General features: G+C 32.5%; 19 protein-coding genes. 5 read left to right on the plus strand and 14 right to left on the minus strand.

The features are described from left to right. Positions 1-8: 8 nt before the first annotated feature. A complete protein-coding gene (gene hisG / locus QO190_RS06165) occupies positions 9-866 on the minus strand; it encodes an ATP phosphoribosyltransferase (RefSeq protein WP_371461529.1) in 858 nt (285 codons plus the stop codon). A 316-nt stretch (positions 867-1182) separates the two neighbouring features. Here hisG and QO190_RS06170 point away from each other — a divergent pair, with 316 nt between their 5' ends. Both QO190_RS06170 and QO190_RS06175 read left to right on the plus strand, forming a co-directional pair. Next, a complete protein-coding gene (locus tag QO190_RS06170) occupies positions 1183-1998 on the plus strand; it encodes a glycosyltransferase family 2 protein (RefSeq protein ID WP_371461531.1) in 816 nt (271 codons plus the stop codon). A gap of 87 nt (positions 1999-2085) precedes the next feature. Then, positions 2086-2904, plus strand: coding sequence for a glycosyltransferase (locus QO190_RS06175; protein ID WP_371461532.1), 819 nt, complete (start codon positions 2086-2088; stop codon positions 2902-2904). A 225-nt stretch (positions 2905-3129) separates the two neighbouring features. Here the strand turns inward: QO190_RS06175 and QO190_RS06180 are convergent, their stop codons facing one another. The 4 genes from QO190_RS06180 to QO190_RS06195 are packed head-to-tail and all read right to left on the minus strand — an operon-like array spanning position 3130 to position 5707. Then, positions 3130-3882, minus strand: coding sequence for a glycosyltransferase domain-containing protein (locus tag QO190_RS06180; protein WP_371461533.1), 753 nt, complete (start codon positions 3880-3882; stop codon positions 3130-3132). After that, positions 3883-4695, minus strand: a complete 813-nt coding sequence (locus QO190_RS06185) for a 2,3,4,5-tetrahydropyridine-2,6-dicarboxylate N-succinyltransferase (RefSeq protein ID WP_371461534.1) — start codon at positions 4693-4695, stop codon at positions 3883-3885. A gap of 19 nt (positions 4696-4714) precedes the next feature. After that, complete coding sequence (locus QO190_RS06190) at positions 4715-5179, minus strand: hypothetical protein (protein WP_371461535.1); 465 nt, start codon at positions 5177-5179, stop codon at positions 4715-4717. A gap of 3 nt (positions 5180-5182) precedes the next feature. Further along, entirely contained in the window at positions 5183-5707 is a 525-nt protein-coding gene (locus QO190_RS06195; RefSeq protein ID WP_213189016.1) for a C40 family peptidase, read from the minus strand. Positions 5708-5913: 206 nt separating this feature from the next. Here QO190_RS06195 and QO190_RS06200 point away from each other — a divergent pair, with 206 nt between their 5' ends. Continuing rightward, positions 5914-6558 (plus strand): hypothetical protein, encoded by a 645-nt coding sequence (locus QO190_RS06200; protein ID WP_371461536.1) that lies wholly within the window; start codon positions 5914-5916, stop codon positions 6556-6558. A 650-nt stretch (positions 6559-7208) separates the two neighbouring features. Here the strand turns inward: QO190_RS06200 and QO190_RS06205 are convergent. The 9 genes from QO190_RS06205 to QO190_RS06245 all read right to left on the minus strand — a co-directional run bounded on the left by QO190_RS06205 (position 7209) and on the right by QO190_RS06245 (position 15381). Further along, on the minus strand, positions 7209-7643 hold the full coding sequence (locus QO190_RS06205) for a hypothetical protein (RefSeq protein ID WP_371461537.1): 435 nt from the start codon (positions 7641-7643) through the stop codon (positions 7209-7211). Between the two features lie 457 nt (positions 7644-8100). Then, positions 8101-9009, minus strand: a complete 909-nt coding sequence (locus QO190_RS06210; RefSeq protein ID WP_371461538.1) for a S41 family peptidase — start codon at positions 9007-9009, stop codon at positions 8101-8103. A 103-nt stretch (positions 9010-9112) separates the two neighbouring features. Continuing rightward, entirely contained in the window at positions 9113-9262 is a 150-nt protein-coding gene (locus QO190_RS06215; RefSeq protein ID WP_371461540.1) for a hypothetical protein, read from the minus strand. Positions 9263-9411: 149 nt separating this feature from the next. Beyond that, positions 9412-10224 (minus strand): GLPGLI family protein, encoded by an 813-nt coding sequence (locus tag QO190_RS06220; protein ID WP_371461541.1) that lies wholly within the window; start codon positions 10222-10224, stop codon positions 9412-9414. 440 nt (positions 10225-10664) lie between these two features. After that, positions 10665-11204 carry a DUF6624 domain-containing protein gene (locus QO190_RS06225; protein WP_371461544.1) on the minus strand — a complete coding sequence of 180 codons (540 nt, stop codon included), beginning with the start codon at positions 11202-11204 and terminating at the stop codon, positions 10665-10667. A 333-nt stretch (positions 11205-11537) separates the two neighbouring features. Beyond that, positions 11538-12422, minus strand: a complete 885-nt coding sequence (locus tag QO190_RS06230; protein ID WP_371461545.1) for a hypothetical protein — start codon at positions 12420-12422, stop codon at positions 11538-11540. Further along, complete coding sequence (locus QO190_RS06235; RefSeq protein WP_371461546.1) at positions 12419-12805, minus strand: hypothetical protein; 387 nt, start codon at positions 12803-12805, stop codon at positions 12419-12421. Before QO190_RS06235 ends, QO190_RS06230 begins: the two co-directional genes overlap by 4 nt. Positions 12806-13239: 434 nt before the next feature. Further along, on the minus strand, positions 13240-14718 hold the full coding sequence (locus tag QO190_RS06240) for a serine hydrolase domain-containing protein (RefSeq protein WP_371461547.1): 1479 nt from the start codon (positions 14716-14718) through the stop codon (positions 13240-13242). An 87-nt stretch (positions 14719-14805) separates the two neighbouring features. Then, complete coding sequence (locus tag QO190_RS06245; RefSeq protein ID WP_371461548.1) at positions 14806-15381, minus strand: helix-turn-helix domain-containing protein; 576 nt, start codon at positions 15379-15381, stop codon at positions 14806-14808. A gap of 380 nt (positions 15382-15761) precedes the next feature. Here QO190_RS06245 and QO190_RS06250 point away from each other — a divergent pair, with 380 nt between their 5' ends. After that, positions 15762-16313, plus strand: a complete 552-nt coding sequence (locus tag QO190_RS06250) for a ferritin-like domain-containing protein (RefSeq protein WP_371461549.1) — start codon at positions 15762-15764, stop codon at positions 16311-16313. A 17-nt stretch (positions 16314-16330) separates the two neighbouring features. Further along, a complete protein-coding gene (locus QO190_RS06255; protein WP_371461551.1) occupies positions 16331-18469 on the plus strand; it encodes a catalase in 2139 nt (712 codons plus the stop codon). Positions 18470-18977 lie beyond the last annotated feature (508 nt).

Below are 18977 nucleotides of genomic sequence, written 5' to 3' on the forward strand. Positions count from 1 at the left end.
GTTGTAAATTATAGAATCATTTTTTCGATTGGAATGATGAGAATGCCTTCTGCACCAGCTTTTTTAAGCTGGTCTATTACTTCCCAAAATCTTTTTTCTTCAATCACAGAGTGTAAACTGCTCCAACCTTCTTCTACCAAAGGTACGATGGTAGGACTTTTCAACACTGGCAAAATGCTAGAAACCTCTTGAATTTTTTCATTAGGAACGTTCATCAAGATGTATTTGGTGTTTTTAGATTTCAAAACGGCCTGAATTCTGAATAAAAGTCTCTCTAAAATTTCTAATTTTTCAGCAGAAAGATTTTTATTTTTCGCCAAAACTGCCTCAGATTTTAGAATAGTTACGGTCTCTCTCAATCCATTTTTAAAAAGTGTACTTCCTGAGCTTACAATATCACAAATTCCGTCTGCTAATCCCATATTTGGAGCAATTTCTACAGAACCAGAAATCACGTGAATTTCTGCTTCAATATTGTTTTCGGATAAGAAATTTTTAACGGTATTTGGATAAGAAGTCGCTATTTTTTTACCTTGAAAATACGTTACATCATCGGTTTCTACTTCTTTTGGAACCGCTAGAGAAACTCTACATTTAGAAAAACCTAATTTCTGTACAATTTCGATGTCTTTTTGCTTTTCGATGAGTAAATTTTCGCCAACGATGGCTACATGTACCACTCCATCTTCAACGTATTGAGGAATATCTGAATTTCTAAGGAAATAGATTTCGATAGGGAAATTTTCTACTTGAACTTTTAATTGGTCTTTGCCATTATCATAAGAAATTCCGCAATCTTTGAGAAGTTTAATAGAATCTTCGAAAAGTCTTCCGCTTTTTTGAACTGCAATTTTAAGTGAACTCATTTTTTGATTTTATTTTTTTAAGCCTCGAGTTCTGCAGTGATGAAAAAGAAAAATCCGCCTGAAAAACTCAAGGCGGATTGTTATATTTTGTTTTTAACTATAATACATAACGCATAATCAACTCGCCTTTAGATGAGATGATGATGGTGATGGATTAAGTTTAAATTTTTCATTTTTTGTCTAATTCTTTTGCAAATATAGATATTTTTTTAAAAATAGAAATTATTTTTCAATTTTTTGAACGTAACAAATATCGTTCTGCGGAATTTTTGAATATTAGGCTAAAAAAGTATCTTTGTGACGAAATATAAAAAATATGAAAGCATCGGTAATTTTTAGTACCTATAATTCGGAAGAATGGCTAGAAAAAGTGATTTGGGGATTTAGCGTACAAACTACCAAAGATTTCGAAATTATTATTGCTGATGATGGCTCTAGAAAAGCCACAAAAAACTTGATTGAGAAATACAAAACTGAACTCGATATTCCTATTATTCATGTTTGGCAAGAAGACAATGGTTTTCAGAAATCGCAGATTCTAAATAAAGCCATCCTTGCTTCTACTACGGATTATTTGATTTTTACCGATGGAGACTGTATTCCCAGAAAAGATTTTGTAGAAACTCACCTTAACAACAGAGAAACTGGAAGGTTTTTATCTGGCGGTTATTTCATGTTACCTATGAATATTTCAAAACTCATCAGTAGAGAAGATATTCTTTCACAAAACTGTTTTGATGTGAATTGGTTAACCCAAAATGGTTTGAAAAAATCTTTCAAAAATAATAAATTGACAGCTAAAGCTTTCAAAGCGAAACTCCTCAATTTTTTAACCCCTACTAAACCTTCTTGGAATGGTCATAACGCTTCTGGCTGGAAAAAAGATTTGGTTAAAATCAATGGATTCAACCAAGAGATGCAATATGGCGGACAAGACCGAGAATTAGGAGAAAGGCTAGAAAATCTTGGAGTTAAGGGAAAACAAATAAGATACAGCGCAATTTGCGTGCATCTAGACCATGCAAGAGGTTATGTAAACCCTGAAACTTGGGCAAAAAACAATGCCATCAGAAAAAACACAAGAGACCAAAAACTGACTTGGACTGAACAAGGAATCACCACCAATTTATAAGTATGAAATCGCCATAATTAGCAAACAAAAACGCTAATGAAGAATCAGCGATTGCATATGACCTTTAAAAACAATAAGTAACTACATATGAAAACAGCACTTATTATTTCTGTATATAAAAATACTGCCGATTTAGCCGTCGTTTTAAAATCTGTAGAGCAACAAAGTGTTTCTGACTTTATAACTGTGATTTCCGAGGATGGAAACAGTACAGAAATGGCTGATTTTGTAAAAAACTACAGTGGAAAGTTAGATTTAATTCACTTAACTCAAGAAGATCTAGGTTGGCAAAAAAACAAAGCACTCAACAATACCATTAGAACAATTGATGCTGATTATTTTATTTTTATAGATGGCGACTGTGTTTTACACCCAAATTTTATAGAAAATCACTTAAAATTTGCTCGAAAAGATAGAATTTTAGCGGGTAAAAGAATCAAGCTAGGTCCTAATTATTCTGACCAATTAAGAAATGTAAAAACGGTTTCTGAATTTGCAAAAGTGATACTTCCTGAGATAAAATCCATCAAAAAAGATGGTGCAAAATTCTATGAAGAAGGAATTTATATTTCACCAAAATCTATATTTTCTTTCATTGCGTACCTTAGAAAAATGAGCCAAATAAAAGGTTGTAATTTTTCTTGTTACAAGTCAGCATTGGAAAAAATAAATGGATTTAATGAAGATTATGTTTTGCCCGCAATTGGTGAAGATATTGACTTAACTTGGCGTTTTGAGGGAATGGGTTATCACTTGTATTCGCTTAGAAATTTTGCAGTACAATATCACCTTTATCACAAAGAAAATTGGAGCGACCAAAGTGTGAATGAAGCCATTATGAAAGAAAACCAAAGGCTAAAAAGATACGTAACGCTTAATGGATTGAAAAAATTAGAAGAAAATTAATAAACCATCGTCATCAGAAAAATCTAATTTATTTTTAAACGCAAAGATTAATTGCATAAAACAAAAATAATCAAGAAAGCAAAGTTAAAATTCGCTAGCGAATTGATGAAGCTAAGAGTTTTAGATTGAAAAAAAATAAAGTAAATAATTGAAATTCTTTGTGTTTTATGAATAAAAGACAACAATTTATAAATAAAAAATCTACTCTTTCGAGTAGATTTTTTTTTATGAGTTAAGACCTAAAAATCGTTTGATTTTATATTTCCATAAATCTTTAGCAATATTGCTTTTATGTTTCCCAAGAAGGTAAACGTAATCATTTTTCTTTCTGATGTCTCCTGGGATTACATTGTATTTAAAATGATATTTCCAAGCGACATAATTGAAACTCAATTGGTCTCTTTTAGAAAAATTCTTCACGAAATACCACCATTCTTCCATGACTTTGATGAGCTTTTCGTGGGTATGTTTTCTTACTAACACTCCACCAGAAATAAGACCATTGTTTTCAGGATAGTTTTCAGATTTTAGAAAATCAACATGTTTTTTGATGACTTCTAAATCGTCTTTTACCTTATTTTCAGTTTCGGCTAATGCTACGATGGCTTCATATTCTTGATAAACGCAATTTCTAGGATCCATAATGGTTTGATTATGATCAAAACAGGCCATGGAAACTTCTTCATTCAAGAAATTTTTAATCAATAACTGTGGATTTTTTTTGATGATAAAATTACCATCAATATAAATGCTGTATTGATAATCCTGCAAATGAAGATGCGGTAAAATTTTGTAGTATCTGTTGTTTCGGGTATTGTCGTCGCCAACTGGCGGTTCTGGAACCACCACCACCTTCCAAGTAGAAGATGAAAGATTACGGTCTGTAAAACAAACGTAATCTACATTTTCAAATTGGAGTTGTTCAATAAGCTCATTATACCCTCCAAAAATAGCAGTGTAAACTACGATTTTCTCCATTTATACTGCTACGTTATTTTCTCTTAAAGCATCGTTTAGAGAGGTTTTCTTATCTGTAGATTCTTTTCTTTTACCGATAATTAAAGCACATGGAACTTGGAATTCGCCTGCAGGAAATTGCTTGGTATAACTTCCTGGAATCACCACAGAACGCGCAGGAACTCTACCTTTCAATTCTACTGGAGTATCACCTGTTACGTCTATAATTTTTGTAGAAGCTGTAAGCACTACATTTGCACCTAAAACAGCTTCTTTTTCTACGTGAACTCCTTCTACCACAATACATCTAGAACCCACGAAACAATCATCTTCAATGATTACAGGAGCTGCTTGTAATGGCTCGAGAACTCCACCAATTCCTACTCCACCGCTTAAGTGAACGTTTTTACCAATTTGAGCACAAGAACCCACCGTTGCCCAAGTGTCTACCATAGTTCCGGAATCTACATACGCTCCAATGTTAACATAAGAAGGCATTAAAATAACTCCTGGAGAAATGTAAGCTCCTTCTCTAGCCACAGCATGAGGAACCACTCTCACTCCTTTTTCTGCATAATTTCTTTTCAAAGGAATTTTATCATGGAATTCAAAAGGACCTACATCTATGGTTTCCATTTTCTGAATAGGGAAATACATTACTACTGCTTTTTTCACCCATTCGTTTACTTGCCAACCGTTTTCTGTAGGTTCAGCAACACGCAATTCGCCTTTATCTAAAAGAGCAATCACTTCTCTAATGGCAGTTTTGCTCTCTTCTTTTTGTAATAAATCTCTGTTATCCCAAATGTTCTCAATGGTTTGTTGTAAAGACATAATTATTTTAATTTTTTAGTTAAAATTGAAAATTATCCAGCAATTCAGCCTCTGGAAAATACTCTGCAAAGGTATTAGATAATTTTGAATTTTTAAATTTTATTAGGCTATAACTGCCATCGTAAGCATAAATCTCTATTTCGGCGTCATCTCTTAAAAAATCATTATACCAAATTTCTGGATTCCCTTCTACATAAGGCAAATTTTCTAAGTCTAAGACAATCTCTTTATCCTTGGGAATAGCTGCAAAATATCCATAATTGAACTTGACATCTTTTTGGGCTAACTCTAAAAATTTTTCTGCATCAAATATTTCATAATTGCTGGAAAAATTCTGAATCGGCAGGTCCTTTTCAGGAGAGAGAAAAAGGTAATCTGTTATTAAAAACTGATATTCTTTTAGTTCATTCTCTATAGGTTTTAAGAGTGAACCCAAATGTGTATGATACGGTAAACTTTTAAGTTTTTGGATAATATAATTCATTATTTAGAGTACTCTTTTGGCAAAGAGAAAAGCTTTGTTCCAATATTTTTCGTTCAGCGAAGATACGATTACTCCCTTAGAAGTAGAAGCATGAATGAAGGTAATTTCTCCTCTGTTTTTAATTTCTTTTACGATACCTACATGAGAAACCACTCTATTCCCATTAGTGGCAAAAAACAACAAATCTCCGGGTTTTGCTTCCCAAATTTCTATTTTTTTTCCTTGTTGTGCTTGGTCTATTGAACGTCTTGGCATTTTCACCTTATTCTCATTGTAAACATTGATGACCAACCCGCTGCAATCTAGACCAGACTTGCTGGTTCCGCCAAACTTATATGGTGTTCCTAAGAAATCTTCTGCGTCATTTAGTATTTTTTTGACTTGATAAGAATTTTGACCTTCAAATTTGGAGGTTAGGTTTCTAAGATTCTCTGTGGAAGTGTTAGGTTTGTGAGACACCGTTTTACGGGAGCCACAAGAAATTACCGTGAGTATCAATACGACTAGAAAAAGTATTCTTTTATTCATGATTCAGTTTTCCCTCTTTTTAGGATATTACAGTGATTTATTCATTATTAGAATACATCGCTTATAACACCCTTCGTTTACTACTTTTATACAAATATAACATTAATTATTTATATATCAACTATACTATAACTATACTATAACTATATATTAAAGTTGTATATGTCATGACGATTCCTTACTTTTGATATTCATTTGATTAACCCATGGCGAGATACAAGAGCATTTTACAATTTCAGGGATCTATAGATGGTTTGGTTTTTTATGAACTAAACGGGGTTTCTGTGGTGCGCAAGAAAAGTGGTTTTAATCGAGATGATTTTAAAACCAAGGAAAATTATGCTCGAGTAAGAGAAAACAGCAGTGAGTTTGGGCATTGTTCTAAAACGGGGAAAATGCTCAGAAATGCCATTTATCCTTATTATAAAAAATGTGGCGACCGATATCTGTATCAGAAATTTGCCCAATTGATGACCGCGATTAAAGATTTGGATACCATTTCTGAACGTGGAAAAAGAACTGTTTACCAAGGTTTGAAAACCACAGAAGGGAAAAAATTGCTTTCTTCTTTTGTCTTTGGAAAAATTTCTTCGGCGAAGGATTTTATTAAAAAAACAAGTTATGATGAGGGGATTTCTGTACAGCTGAATATGCCACAACCTCTACCCTCTCTGCATTTGGTTTCTATTTTACCGAATTATGAAAGTTACCGTTTTGAAGTTCAAGAGCAAAAAGTTAGTGTTGATAATGGTGTTTTCACCTTTGGTTCTTATTTCCAAGAGGAGGAAGCTTTGCAGTTTGTTGCTATTTATGAGGGTGAGGAGATTCTTGGGATGGGGTTTCTTAGGTAATTGTTTTTAAACGCAAAGATTTTTTATTTTCTTTATGTTCTATAAGAAGCGGCGTAGTTAAGGATGAGGTGCGAGATGCGGCGTGCGAGGTGTGAGTATTTCTATCACAAAGTTCACGGAGTTATGGTGAAATGATGGCGTTTTTGAGGGCTCTGAGGAACATTGGAAATTGTGAAGATGTGAAGTTGAAATATTTTGCTTTTTGAAGAGATTCTTCACTTTGCTACGCTTCGTTCAGAATGACAGAGTTTCGGTTTGTAGTCACGGATTAAAAATCCGCGCCATCAGGATGAGATGCGAGTTACGAGGTGCGAGGTGCGAGGTCGTATTTCTATCACAAAGTTCACGGAGAATTGGTGAAATGATTGTGTTTTTGAGTGCACTGAGGAAAACATTTTTATGGAAAGACACCTATGCAGACCTTTTTAGACAGCAAACCGATGGCGAGAGAAAAACTTATAGAAACTCTTGCTGAAAATCAAAAAATCCTTACTTTTGGAAGTAAAGATTTTTGAGAATAACTGACAACTATTTTTAAACCCAAACTGTCAGATCAAGTAGTGGCTATTACAGTTTAGAATGACAGAGTTTTGGTTTGTAGTCAAGGATTAGAAAATCGCGCCATCAGGTTAAAAATCTGCACTATCGGTTTATTTTTTATTTAATTCTAAATAACTATCTACATAATTTTCATATATGCTTTTTAGTTTTTCACTTTCATTTGAAAAATAATTAACAGCTTCTTCACACGATTTTATATGTTTTTTCAGCGCTATATTGTTTAATATGAGTTTCGTTGTAAAATATATTGATAAAACTAAAATAATTACAAAATTTAAAAGAATTATTTCTTTATTTACTTCAAAAAAAAGTTCGTCATTAATAGATTTTATTAAGTAATATACCAAAGAAATTATTGCAATTATATTTAAAGCTGATAACATATAAGTTATTATTTCATATTTTTGAATGCTAAATAAGTCGTTTTTCAATTCATTAAATTGCTGTTGTTTAGTATTTATTCTTTGAATTCTAAATAGTTTGTAGTTTCTTAATTCTTCGTTGATTTTTTCAATTTCAGTCATCCGTTTTCAGTTTTAAAGTTTTTTTTTTGGAAAATGCACCTCACTCAAATAGACGTAAAAATGTGATACTCTAATAATTATTTAAATATCCCTTTGTAAAAGATTGTATATGCTTGTATTTTCGTTATTTGAGTTTCTTTTTATTAGTTTCTAACAAATTTAATTAAAATAAATGAAATAAGTTAGGGAAAGTCACGGATTAGAAATCCGCGCCATCAGGGATGGGGTGAAATGATTGTGTTTTCGAGAGCACTGAGGAACATCGCAGATGTTCTGGCAAGTGCACAGGTTTTTTCAGTTTATGTATGTAGAAAAGAACCTATTCTATTATAAAGAGATTCTTCACTGTGTTGTGCTTCGTTCAGAATGATAGGTTTCTGATTTGTTTTCACGGATTAGCAATCCATGCTATCGATGTTTATTTATTCTGATTTTTCTAGCCATTTTACTGCACTCCCTAATATATCCTCATTTTCTTCAATCCATATATCTGGATCAATTCCATCGGTATATTTTTTTTATTTTTATCCATTGAATAACTCACCGCTAAAAGAAGAGTTGCCCCGTTACTCAGTTTATACATTGCATTAGCTGTTGTGTATCCAGCAGTTTTATTACCAAATGTTTTTGAATTTTCTCTACCTAGAAGAGATATTGCTGTCATTTCACCACTACTTGCTGTTTTGTCACTTATTAAAACTGCAATTTTTTTGCTTAAATCCTTGCATTTATAATTATTTGTCATTCTCTTAACCCCAATTGGTTTTATTGATTTTGAATACCAATTTGTAATGGTTTTATTACTTGCAAAAAATCCTACAATTCCATCTTGAATTAAAGGATTGAGTCCTGCAATCATTGGCCACATGTTACCTCCCTCATTTTCTCTTACATCTACAATCCAACCTGAAATCTGGTTTTGATCCAAATTTTGAATTTCTTCTCTTAGAATAGTAGCATATTTTAAATTTTCCTCTGGATTCATTGATAAATGAGATGGTAAAATTAAAAGACCTATATTTCCATTTATTAATCTAGAAGTAGGATATGAAATTGAATCTTTTTTTGAAAAATAGGTCTCAGTCTCAATTTTGTCTTGATAAATAGAATGATTATCTCCATAGCTTCTTAGTTTTCTGATGATCTTATAAATTATAAAATTTGCTTGGGATATCTCTGTTTCATTGACATCGTTTTCAATTTCATGAGTAAATGTAGGCCAATCAATAGAATCTCTGACCATTGATTTTCTTTTAATAATGTCTAAGATTTCACTTGTCACTTTTTTGACTTTTTTTTTATTATTAAATTGACCAAATGCAAATGATGAAGTAATCACAAAAAATAAAATTGGTATTAGTTTCATTTCAGGAGGTTATTAAAATTTAAGAATTGGGTTATGAGTTATGATATAAAGGTAGTCACGGATTAAAAATCCGCGCCATCGATTCCTGTTTTGTAGTCACGGATTAAAAATCCGCGCCATCAGGTATAACGCATTGAACAGAGCCTTGCTCCACACCTTCGACATGAGCAATGATTTTAAATGTATTCTGTGCTTTTGATAAAAAACAAAAACTAAAAAAGACAAAAAATAGTTTAAATTTGATATTTGACATTTTAATGAGATTTTAATGAGATTGAAGATAACAACAAAATTCCTACTTAAACTTTTTATTTGGTTTTGGGTAAACTATATGATTCTGAAAATCTAAAATGAAATGATTTGCGGAAAGTCACGGATTAAAAATCCGCACCATCGGTTTTTTTAGTGTAGCAAATTTATTTCTATGATGTTATTATCTTTCTTAAAGTTTTCTAACCATTTATCATTTAATTCTTTTATTATTTGAGCGGAAGTTTTGAAGTTTCCTTCTGCATCTCTTTGGTCAGGAATTTGACCCATTAAATCAGCAGTTGGGTTTTTACGATACTCTTTAAACTTTTTCACGTATTGGTCAAAATTCAATTTATACTCTTTATAGTTGTTCAAATTGGGATAAGAAAAATTATGATCATTTGTTCTTATTCCCTTTAATTCAAAAATATGACTTTTACTAGTGTCTTCAATTTTTAAAATTAAACCAGGAAGATTTTTGAATTTATAAGGTCCGTCTGGAATTGGTAATTCTTTTGCAAACCAAGCAACCCACTTTCTTCCACCGAATTCAGTAGTTGCTTCTTGCACATCATAACCTAAAATTTTTGAAAATCTATTTTTCAATTTCCATTTTAGATCTATTTCTTGTTTAATAATATACTTATCCCAAGACATAAAAGTTATATAATCAATTTGATTTGAATTAGGATATTTAATAATTCTTTCATTAATTAGAACTTTATTTTTTGGCATAGCCATATTCCCTTTTTTACTTTCAGATAACTGTATTGAATCAGAAGAATACCTTTCGTAACTATAAAATTCTGTTCTATCTTTCTGAACATTCAAAATCATTATTTCATTTTTTACATTCATTCTATTGGTAGAATCAGAAATGAATTTATAATCATATAAAAAAAGTTTATCTTGAGAATATGTGTAATTTATGATTAATAGGAAAAGTAAAAATTGAATTTTCATTATGTAGTAGTTTTTTAGAGATTCCGGCTAACACTTAAATAGACCAAGAATAATTGTAAAATTTTTATCATCTAATAATTGTAATTGGTTCAGTATTTGAGTTCTTGCTTATTCGTTTATAAACATTAAAGTAAATGATATGATTTGTGGAAAGTCACAGAGTTGTAAAGTCGTGAATTTGTAAAATCGTGAATTTGTAAAGTTGTGAAGTTGAAATATTTTGCCTTTTGAAGAGATTCTTCACTACGCTTCGCTTCGTTCAGAATGGCAGGATTCTGTTTTGTAGTCACGGATTAAAAATCCGCGCTATCGGGATAGAATAAAAAATTCACAATTTCAGCACCAACTTCAAGCCCGCATTTTGTCAATTCCAATGTTATGTGTAGTATTTTAATTTAGATTAATTTAATATTGAAATTTTTTAAATAATCCTCTATTGGCTACATTCCCATTTCTTTTCTTCTTTCATTCACAGTTTCAGGATTTTCTAATTTATACAATTTACCATTTTCTATTTGTGAACCATATAATTGGGGTTTTCCTTCGTCCATTAAAATCCTATCTTTCATCAGTGCATATTGTTGTTTAGATAAGTCTCCATTTTTAACCGCTTTCTCTATTTGTGGAAAATACTTTCTTCTAATTTCTTTAGTACTATGTTGCAGTCCCAACCAGATTGCGTCCATTTGTCTTTGACCCACCTCATTTAATGTTGGCATACCACATTTTTCAATAATACTAATCACTAATTCTTGATTCCTATGATCTTCTTTAGCGTATTTGATGAAGTCATTTGATTTTCTGATCCTTTGGTCACTTTCTAAAACTTCGCTCAAGATTTGTCGTTTTTTGCTGCAATCGACTTCAATAATATCTACTGAACCTACATAGACAAACTTATCCTTATTCATATACAGGAATATTGATATCATTAAAACAAGAGCGGTTAATACGCTAATTATTATTTTTTTTATTTTCATTTTATATTTTGGTTAATATTACACATAAGACTCAAATAGACGAAGTATTGTTGTAAAACACTTATAATCGAATAAATATCAGTTTGTAAATTATTATTAGTATTTGTTTAGTTCGGTATTTGAGTTCTTATTTATTCGTTTATAACACATTTAATTAAAGTAAATGATATGATTTGTGGAAAGTCACGGATTAAAAATCCGCGCCATCGTGAATTTGTAAAGTTGTGAAGTTGAAATATTTTGCCTTTTGAAGAGATTCTTCACTACGCTTCGCTTCGTTCAGAATGACACGGTTCTGTTTTGTAGTCACGGTTCGAAAGCTGAGGTATCGGGTTATTTTACATTCATTAGTTTTTCTAATAATGGAGGTAATTTCGTGTCAGGATTAATTAGATCATTATTCCAAAAACTCATTACACAACTTATATTCTTGTTTCTCACATTTTCTGCAATGTAATAAACGGTCAATGATTTACCTCCTGACATTCCCGCTAAAGCAGAAGTAACTCCAGTAAATTCTACGATAACTTTTTTTGCTTTGGTAGGAACGCCTTCAAATTCGACATCAACGATATTTTCACTTGCAATTTTTATATTTTTCCTTGTTTTTGTTAAATTAAATTGATTTTCAATAGATTGTTTTGCGTCTTCCAAAGTTTTATGGATAGACCAATTCATTTCTCCAAAGTAAGGACATTGCACCGTATTTAAATATGACCAATAGCAACTATTCCCAAGTTCTATTTTTCTTCCTACAAAATCAATTGACTGGATTTGCAACTGAACAAAATTTTCTCTAGGAATTTGGTTCTTAATTATTCTATTAACTAATTCTTCCTCGGTCTCTCTATCTGTGATTCCATTTTTTACAAACCAAACAACAGTAGTAGTATTGTTAGGATTCTCCACAAAATAGTAATTACTAGTTTGAAAAATGTTTCCAGCGATATTCTGTTTTTTTGTGATGAAATAATTATTGAAATCAATTTTTTCATCTCTAATTTTTAAATCGGTTTCAGTAATATTATGCTTTTTAAAAATTTTCTTTAACCCTTTTTCGTCAAAAGAATTGTTAAAAACTTCACTTGTTACGCTGTAACCATCAATATTATACCAAGTTTTCCCATTGTTGTCTAATACAGAAAGTCTATCAAAAATATTGGATTGCGAATATGCAAAAACCGAAGTAAAAATTAAGATTAATTTTAGAGATTTCATTTGTTTATGGTAAATGTATAGGTTGGAACATTGTCATTAGATGTTTTTTTCCAATTTTCAGCAAGATTTGGATTATTCATTTCAATACCTTCTACTGGAAAGATATGAAATTTAGAAAACCATTTTTGTGGATTTTCGCCATCTTTTTTAAAATAAGTTTGTCTTACAATAATGCTGTCTTTTGCTTTAACCGTAAATGAATTTGTTACTTCTTGAGGTCCGAACGTTTGCGACATTTTTATTACGCTTGCAGAAAAACTTATAGGCTTTTCAGAAGTATTTTTTACAATAAATGCTGTCATTGGAGTTCCTGGCATAGGAAGGCAAGAAATTAAAATTACCGAAATAAGTAAAATTAATGTTGATTTAAATAAATTTTTCATTTTCTATGCGATTTTTTGCATTATTTCATATAACACCCAAATAGACGAAGTGTAATTATAAAATTCTTTTCACCTAAATAATCGTAAATTTCTGTTACAGTATTTGAGTTTTTGTTTATTAGTTCTTAACAAATTTAATTAAAATAAATGATATGATTGAAAAGTCACGGATTAGAAATCCTCACCATCGGGAGAAATTGTAAAATTGTGAAGTCGTGAAGATATGAAGTCGTAAAGTTGTGAAGATGTGAACTTGAAATATTATTCTTTATGAATAGAATCTTCACTAAACTGCGCTTCGTTCGAATGACAGGGTTCTATTTTCTTTACTTACTGATTAGAAAATCTGTGTAACTGTTTTGGTTAAGAAGTGTGAAATAAATATTATTAATCACCACACGAAAGGATTCGTGTGGCAGTAATGAGAAAATATTTTATTTGTTTTCAATTTCTATTAATTTTCTTCCCATCTCGCCTAAATAATGGATTAAAATAGGATTGAAAATTTTATAACCCGCACTAGCGTTGGTGAAAATAAGAATTCCATTTTTTGTTTTGGGGAATAAAAAGGTAATGCATTGAACTCCCTTGTCTGAGCCTCCATGAGAAATTGCCATTTCACCATTTCCTAAATCATATAATTCAAAGCCGAGACCAAAAAATTTATTTTCTTTGGTTTTTACTTGTTTTTTCAACATTTCTTGATGTGTGTTTTCTGAAAGGTTTGCCCCCTCTAGAATGTTTATAAGAAATTTACTATAATCTTCAATGGTGGTATGCAGGTCATCCGCTGCGTTAGCTTTTGTATTTTTTATGGTTTGATATGAATTTCCATTTTCATCATAACCGATAGCAAACCTTGATTCGGCTGTCTTTTTTGTCCAAATATAATCTGTATCATCCATTTGTAATGGTTGAAAAACTAATTCTTGAGCCAATTTTTCCAAAGTTTTTTTGAATTTCTTTTCAAGAGCTTTTCTTAAATATTCAAAGCCTTCCCCAGAATAGCCATATTTAGTACCAAGCTCAAAAATAAATTGTAATTTTTTGTTTTCTGTATCGTTACGCCAATTTGGGAACCCCGTTTGATGGCTCAAAATAAGTCTTGTGGTAAGTTTTTTATTTCTAGGGTCACTTGCTATATCGGGGTCTACGAAATAGTGGTATAAAGGTTCATCTAAATTCCATTTTCCCATGCTCACTAATTTTAAAGCAACGATAGCCGTAATTGGTTTTGTAAGAGAAGCTACATTAAAAATGGTGTTATAAGGAGCAGAATTACCCTTTGAAATTTCACCATACATTTTTATTTGTTTAAGTTTTCCTTTTTCTATAATGCCAAGTCCGAGTGTTCTGACATTGTTCTGCCCCAACCATTTTTCAATAATTGAGTCATTATCGAAAATATTTGCTTCAGGTCTCGGCTCACCATGGTCATAGCTTAAAATCTCATTGATTTTCCAAATATTATTCTTGAAAGTCCAAACGGTAGTAAATTTCGCTTGTCCTTGTAAAATATCATTTTTATTTTTTTCACGAATGTAAAACTGGTGTTCTCCAGATTGTATTGTTCCATACAAAACCCCATTATTAAACAAAGGAAAAACCTGTAAACTATTGGACAAGACCTTTCGGATAGGTTTCTGAATTGGGTTTCCACAGAGGTATTGTTTTGATCTTTCCATGAATAATTTTTTATCCTGAAAACCACCTTTGTCGTGATAAAATTTTAGATTTTCCTCTAAAATATTATCCATATAATTTATATCACAGTTATTAAAACCTCTTTCAAAAAAGATACTGTCTTGGTATTTGAGTTCTAGAAATAATGTTGAATTTTTATTGATTTGAGCGTTTGGATTTCCACAAAAAGAGAGTAAGGCTAATAGAATAATTCCGAAATATTTTGTCATTGTTTAATTTTTGACCAATATTCTGAAAAAATCTATTTTCATGAAAAGAAATAGCCCGACAAAAACCCGACAATTGCCCGACAACATTTATATAATATTGAAATTCAGTTTATAGCGAAGTCTTTTGTTTCTGTCTATTTCTGAAAGATTTCTTAAAATTAAGAAAACATTGGATAGTACAATTATAATTAAAATCACTATTGTAAATGAGCGACCAAGTTTTAAAAGAATCCCCAACATAAAAATAATGGGAGCTAAAATGGTCCAAATAATTTGTAATGAAATAATCTGTCTGGTTAAATGATTTTTTTGCTTTAGCGCATAAAAAAGAAGCAGTGGCACTAAGATATTGAGAGGCGGAAGCATGACGAATAAGATAGAAGAAAGGTTGATTAATTTAATTTTTTGAAAATCTATTCCGATTTCGGTTTGCGATTTAACTATCAATTCTTCTGGTTTTTCTACAACTCTGTTTTCTTCTGTTTTGCCTGTTAACTCTGTTTCTAATATTTCTAGGGTTTTTGATAGTGCTTTTAATGTATGTCCTTTGGGAGCAATCCCCGATTCAATTCTCTGAATTGTTCTGACAGAAATTCCTGATTTTTCAGAAAGTTCTTCTTGGGTTAAATTCTTTTGTTCTCTTACTATTTTTAATTTGGACATCTCTTTTTTAAAATCAACTGTTGTTATATAAATTTAGGTGAGTTTTTTTGCAAACCCTTTCAACAAATTTAATTAAAATAAATGATATGAGTTAATGAAAGTCACGGATAAGAAATATTCATAATTGGGTAATCAATATCAAATCGTCAGAACTTCTAGACCTATATTTTTACACCGCATTCTCGTTTTCATCTATTGTTCTACCCATAGACTATTTCTGTAGAGAAATCATTTTATATTGTCTCGAAAACATTGACAACATCACCGCTAATTTTCAAAAAATAACTAACCATTAATTATATATAAAATACAAATAATTGTATAAATTATTGTAAAACCCTTCTCATAACTTTGGTCAAAACCCATTTAATATTATTATTATGAAAAATCAGAAAAATTTAGCAGAGTCCGTATCGAAAAACTTGAACGATATATTTATAGAGGGACTGAAGGATATGTACTGGGTAGAAAATACATTGGTGAAGGCTCTTCCAAAAATGTTTGAAAATGCGAGGGACACTCGACTTAGAACCGCCATTAAAGACCACCTTGCTCAAACTAAAGAACATGTTACCCGTCTGGAGCAAGTTTTTGAACAATTGGGAGAAAAAGCTGTCGCCCAAAAATGTTTCGCCATGGAGGGAATACTGAAGGAAGGTGACGAAATCTTAAAAGACACCGAAGAAGGAGCAGTTCGAGACGCCGCAATCATTGCCGCCTCTCAAAAGGTTGAACATTATGAAATTACTTCATATGGTACCCTTTGTGCTTACGCCAAAACACTTAATGAAAGAGCAGCATTAGATTTACTCTTGAGAACATTAGGTGAAGAAAAAAAATCTGACTGTTTATTGAGTTCCATAGCAGATACCAATCTTAATTCACAGGCCATGACGGATCTGTTGCCATCTAAAAATATGAAAGCTGTTTAACTTTTGACAATAAAATTATGAAACCCAACGAAAAAGAACCCTTTGAAAACGGTGCAAATCCTAAACAGGAACAATTGGCACAATATACCACAGATACCCAAGGAGAATTTATGACTACCAACCAGGGACTGAAAATCAATGACGATCAAAATTCATTGAAAGACGGAGAACGCGGCGCGACTCTGCTTGAGGATTTTATCTTAAGAGAAAAAATTACCCATTTCGACCACGAAAGAATCCCTGAAAGAATAGTACATGCAAGAGGGTCAGGTGCCCATGGTTTTTTCGAGTTATATCAGCCTATGGGAAAATACACCAAAGCAAAATTTTTAAATGACACCTCTTATAAAACGCCCGTTTTTGCCCGTTTTTCTACTGTTGCAGGAAGCAGAGGCTCGACAGATATGCCCCGTGACATTCGTGGTTTTGCGGTAAAGTTCTATACACAAGAGGGGATTTATGATCTCGTGGGCAATAATACGCCTGTATTTTTTATTCAGGATGCGATGAAATTTCCTGATCTTGTACATGCCGTAAAGCCAGAACCAGACAATGAAATTCCGCAAGCGGCTTCCGCTCATGATACTTTTTGGGATTTTATCTCTCTTATGCCAGAATCCATGCACAACATTATGTGGCTTATGAGCGACCGAGCTATTCCTAGGAGTTTGCGAACCATGGAAGGCTTCGGCATCCATACCTTTAGATTTATTAATGAGGAAGGAAAATCTCATTTTGTGAAGTTTCATTGGAAACCTTTGCAGGGAGTACTTTCATTGGCATGGGACGAATCTCAGCGAATTGCGGGAAAAGACACAGATTTTCACCGTCGCGATCTTTGGGAAGCCATAGAAGCAGGCCATTATCCTGAATGGGAACTTGGCGTACAAATTATTCCAGAGGAAGATGAACATAAATATCCATTTGATTTATTGGATCCCACCAAAATCATTCCTGAAGAAATGGTTCCCGTAGAAATTATTGGAAAAATGACCCTTAACCGAAATCCTGATAATTTCTTTGCTGAGACAGAGCAAGTGGCCTTCCATCCTGGGCATATTGTTCCGGGAATTGATTTCAGCAATGATCCTTTGCTTCAAGGTAGACTTTTTTCCTACACCGATACACAGATTTCAAGACTTGGAGGCCCTAATTTCCACGAAATCCCCATCAACAAATCCATCCACGAAATTACCAATAATCAGCGTGACGGCATGCACAGAATGCAGGTTAACAAAGGTAAAGCACATTACCATCCCAATTCGATTGGCGGTGGCTGTCCTTTCCAAGCGATGATGAAGGAAGGTGGATTTCATTCTTTCAATGAACGTGTGGATTCGTCAAAAATTAGGAAAAGAAGCCAGAGTTTCTTTGACCATTTCAGTCAACCTGCTCTATTTTATAATAGTATGACCCCTCATGAGAAGCGACATATTCAAAATGCGTTTTCCTTTGAGCTGGGAAAAGTAAAATTGGTTCCGATTCGCCAAAGAGTCGTCAACATGCTTTTGGAAGTGAGTGTAGAATTGGCCACCATCGTTGGAAATCATCTTGGTCTCACTCCTCAAAAACTTCCGCAGCCGATTACAGGAAGTATTCCTGCGGACGGAAATCTGGAAGAATTTTATTCATTTAGTAATAAACTCCCTATAGATAAATCTCCAGCTGTAAGCCAAGCTGATAAATTACCTACCAACATTAAAGCAAGAAGAATTGCCCTCTTGACTGCAGATGGTGTGAATGATTCTGCTTTTACAGAAATTAAAAAACAGCTTTGTGATATGGATGCCGTAGTGAATATTATTGCCCCAAAACATGGATTTGTCACTACAAAAAGTGGTGATCTATATCCCGTTTGTGAAAGTCTGTTAACGGCATCGTCTGTAGTTTTCGACGCCGTTTATGTTGCGGGTGGAGATAGTATTGCTACCCTTTCATCAAATGCAAATGCTCTGCATTTTGTAGCAGAAGCCTTTAAACACTGTAAGCCTATTGGTGCAGATGCAGATGCTGCTGAATTATTAATTAAAGCGATTCCACAGGTTGAATTACCGACCGCCGGAGTAATAACGGATGGGAATCTTGATGATTTTGTAATTGCTCTCCAAAAGCATCGATTTTGGGAACGAGAGGAAGAACCAAAAGTTCCTGCATAAAATAAGAGATCTAAATAGAACCCTACATCTAGTAGGGTTTTATTTTAAAATTATACTGTTGGATTTTAAGTTTTCAAGTAGGTTAAGGGTTGTTTATTTTTATTACAAAGTTCACGTATGAAGGATGAGTTATGAGTTATGAGTTATGAGTTATGAGTTCTAAGTTTTTTTTGGGGAGGCTTTTGGGGAAAGGAATTGAGTTTGAGGATTATTTTGAGAACATGGATAGGATAAATTTGTATGTATTTCTTTCTGCACTGTATGAGATGAGGCTCATGATTATCTACAAAGTGCTTAGTTTATTGTAAAGTTGGAAGCTCCTAGCCAAGAATGGGTGAAGCTGCAGGGATGGCTTGATTGGTAAGGGGGTGAGGTTTTGATGGGTTTTGATTATTTATAAGCTCCGAAGTCTGGAGACTTCGGAGAGCGGGATTTTTGGGGTGGAAATATTTTTTTTTGGGAAATTTTTGTAAAATCGACGGAAATCACTTTCTGTAAGGTGTTTGCG

This window comes from Cloacibacterium sp. Arc13, assembly GCF_041431305.1.
Classification (GTDB): Bacteria; Bacteroidota; Bacteroidia; order Flavobacteriales; family Weeksellaceae; genus Cloacibacterium; species Cloacibacterium caeni_B.

Bases quoted from the DNA above. Each gene is read 5' to 3' on its own strand.
- QO190_RS06185 (WP_371461534.1), bottom strand. From the start codon at position 4,695: ATGTCTTTACAACAAACCATTGAGAACATTTGGGATAACAGAGATTTA.
- QO190_RS06240 (WP_371461547.1), bottom strand. From the start codon at position 14,718: ATGACAAAATATTTCGGAATTATTCTATTAGCCTTACTCTCTTTTTGT.
- hisG (WP_371461529.1), bottom strand. From the start codon at position 866: ATGAGTTCACTTAAAATTGCAGTTCAAAAAAGCGGAAGACTTTTCGAA.
- QO190_RS06255 (WP_371461551.1), top strand. From the start codon at position 16,331: ATGAAACCCAACGAAAAAGAACCCTTTGAAAACGGTGCAAATCCTAAA.
- QO190_RS06170 (WP_371461531.1), top strand. From the start codon at position 1,183: ATGAAAGCATCGGTAATTTTTAGTACCTATAATTCGGAAGAATGGCTA.
- QO190_RS06230 (WP_371461545.1), bottom strand. From the start codon at position 12,422: ATGAAATCTCTAAAATTAATCTTAATTTTTACTTCGGTTTTTGCATAT.
- QO190_RS06235 (WP_371461546.1), bottom strand. From the start codon at position 12,805: ATGAAAAATTTATTTAAATCAACATTAATTTTACTTATTTCGGTAATT.
- QO190_RS06195 (WP_213189016.1), bottom strand. From the start codon at position 5,707: ATGAATAAAAGAATACTTTTTCTAGTCGTATTGATACTCACGGTAATT.
- QO190_RS06190 (WP_371461535.1), bottom strand. From the start codon at position 5,179: ATGAATTATATTATCCAAAAACTTAAAAGTTTACCGTATCATACACAT.
- QO190_RS06175 (WP_371461532.1), top strand. From the start codon at position 2,086: ATGAAAACAGCACTTATTATTTCTGTATATAAAAATACTGCCGATTTA.
- QO190_RS06225 (WP_371461544.1), bottom strand. From the start codon at position 11,204: ATGAAAATAAAAAAAATAATAATTAGCGTATTAACCGCTCTTGTTTTA.
- QO190_RS06205 (WP_371461537.1), bottom strand. From the start codon at position 7,643: ATGACTGAAATTGAAAAAATCAACGAAGAATTAAGAAACTACAAACTA.
- QO190_RS06245 (WP_371461548.1), bottom strand. From the start codon at position 15,381: ATGTCCAAATTAAAAATAGTAAGAGAACAAAAGAATTTAACCCAAGAA.
- QO190_RS06180 (WP_371461533.1), bottom strand. From the start codon at position 3,882: ATGGAGAAAATCGTAGTTTACACTGCTATTTTTGGAGGGTATAATGAG.
- QO190_RS06250 (WP_371461549.1), top strand. From the start codon at position 15,762: ATGAAAAATCAGAAAAATTTAGCAGAGTCCGTATCGAAAAACTTGAAC.
- QO190_RS06210 (WP_371461538.1), bottom strand. From the start codon at position 9,009: ATGAAACTAATACCAATTTTATTTTTTGTGATTACTTCATCATTTGCA.
- QO190_RS06215 (WP_371461540.1), bottom strand. From the start codon at position 9,262: ATGTCAAATATCAAATTTAAACTATTTTTTGTCTTTTTTAGTTTTTGT.
- QO190_RS06200 (WP_371461536.1), top strand. From the start codon at position 5,914: ATGGCGAGATACAAGAGCATTTTACAATTTCAGGGATCTATAGATGGT.
- QO190_RS06220 (WP_371461541.1), bottom strand. From the start codon at position 10,224: ATGAAAATTCAATTTTTACTTTTCCTATTAATCATAAATTACACATAT.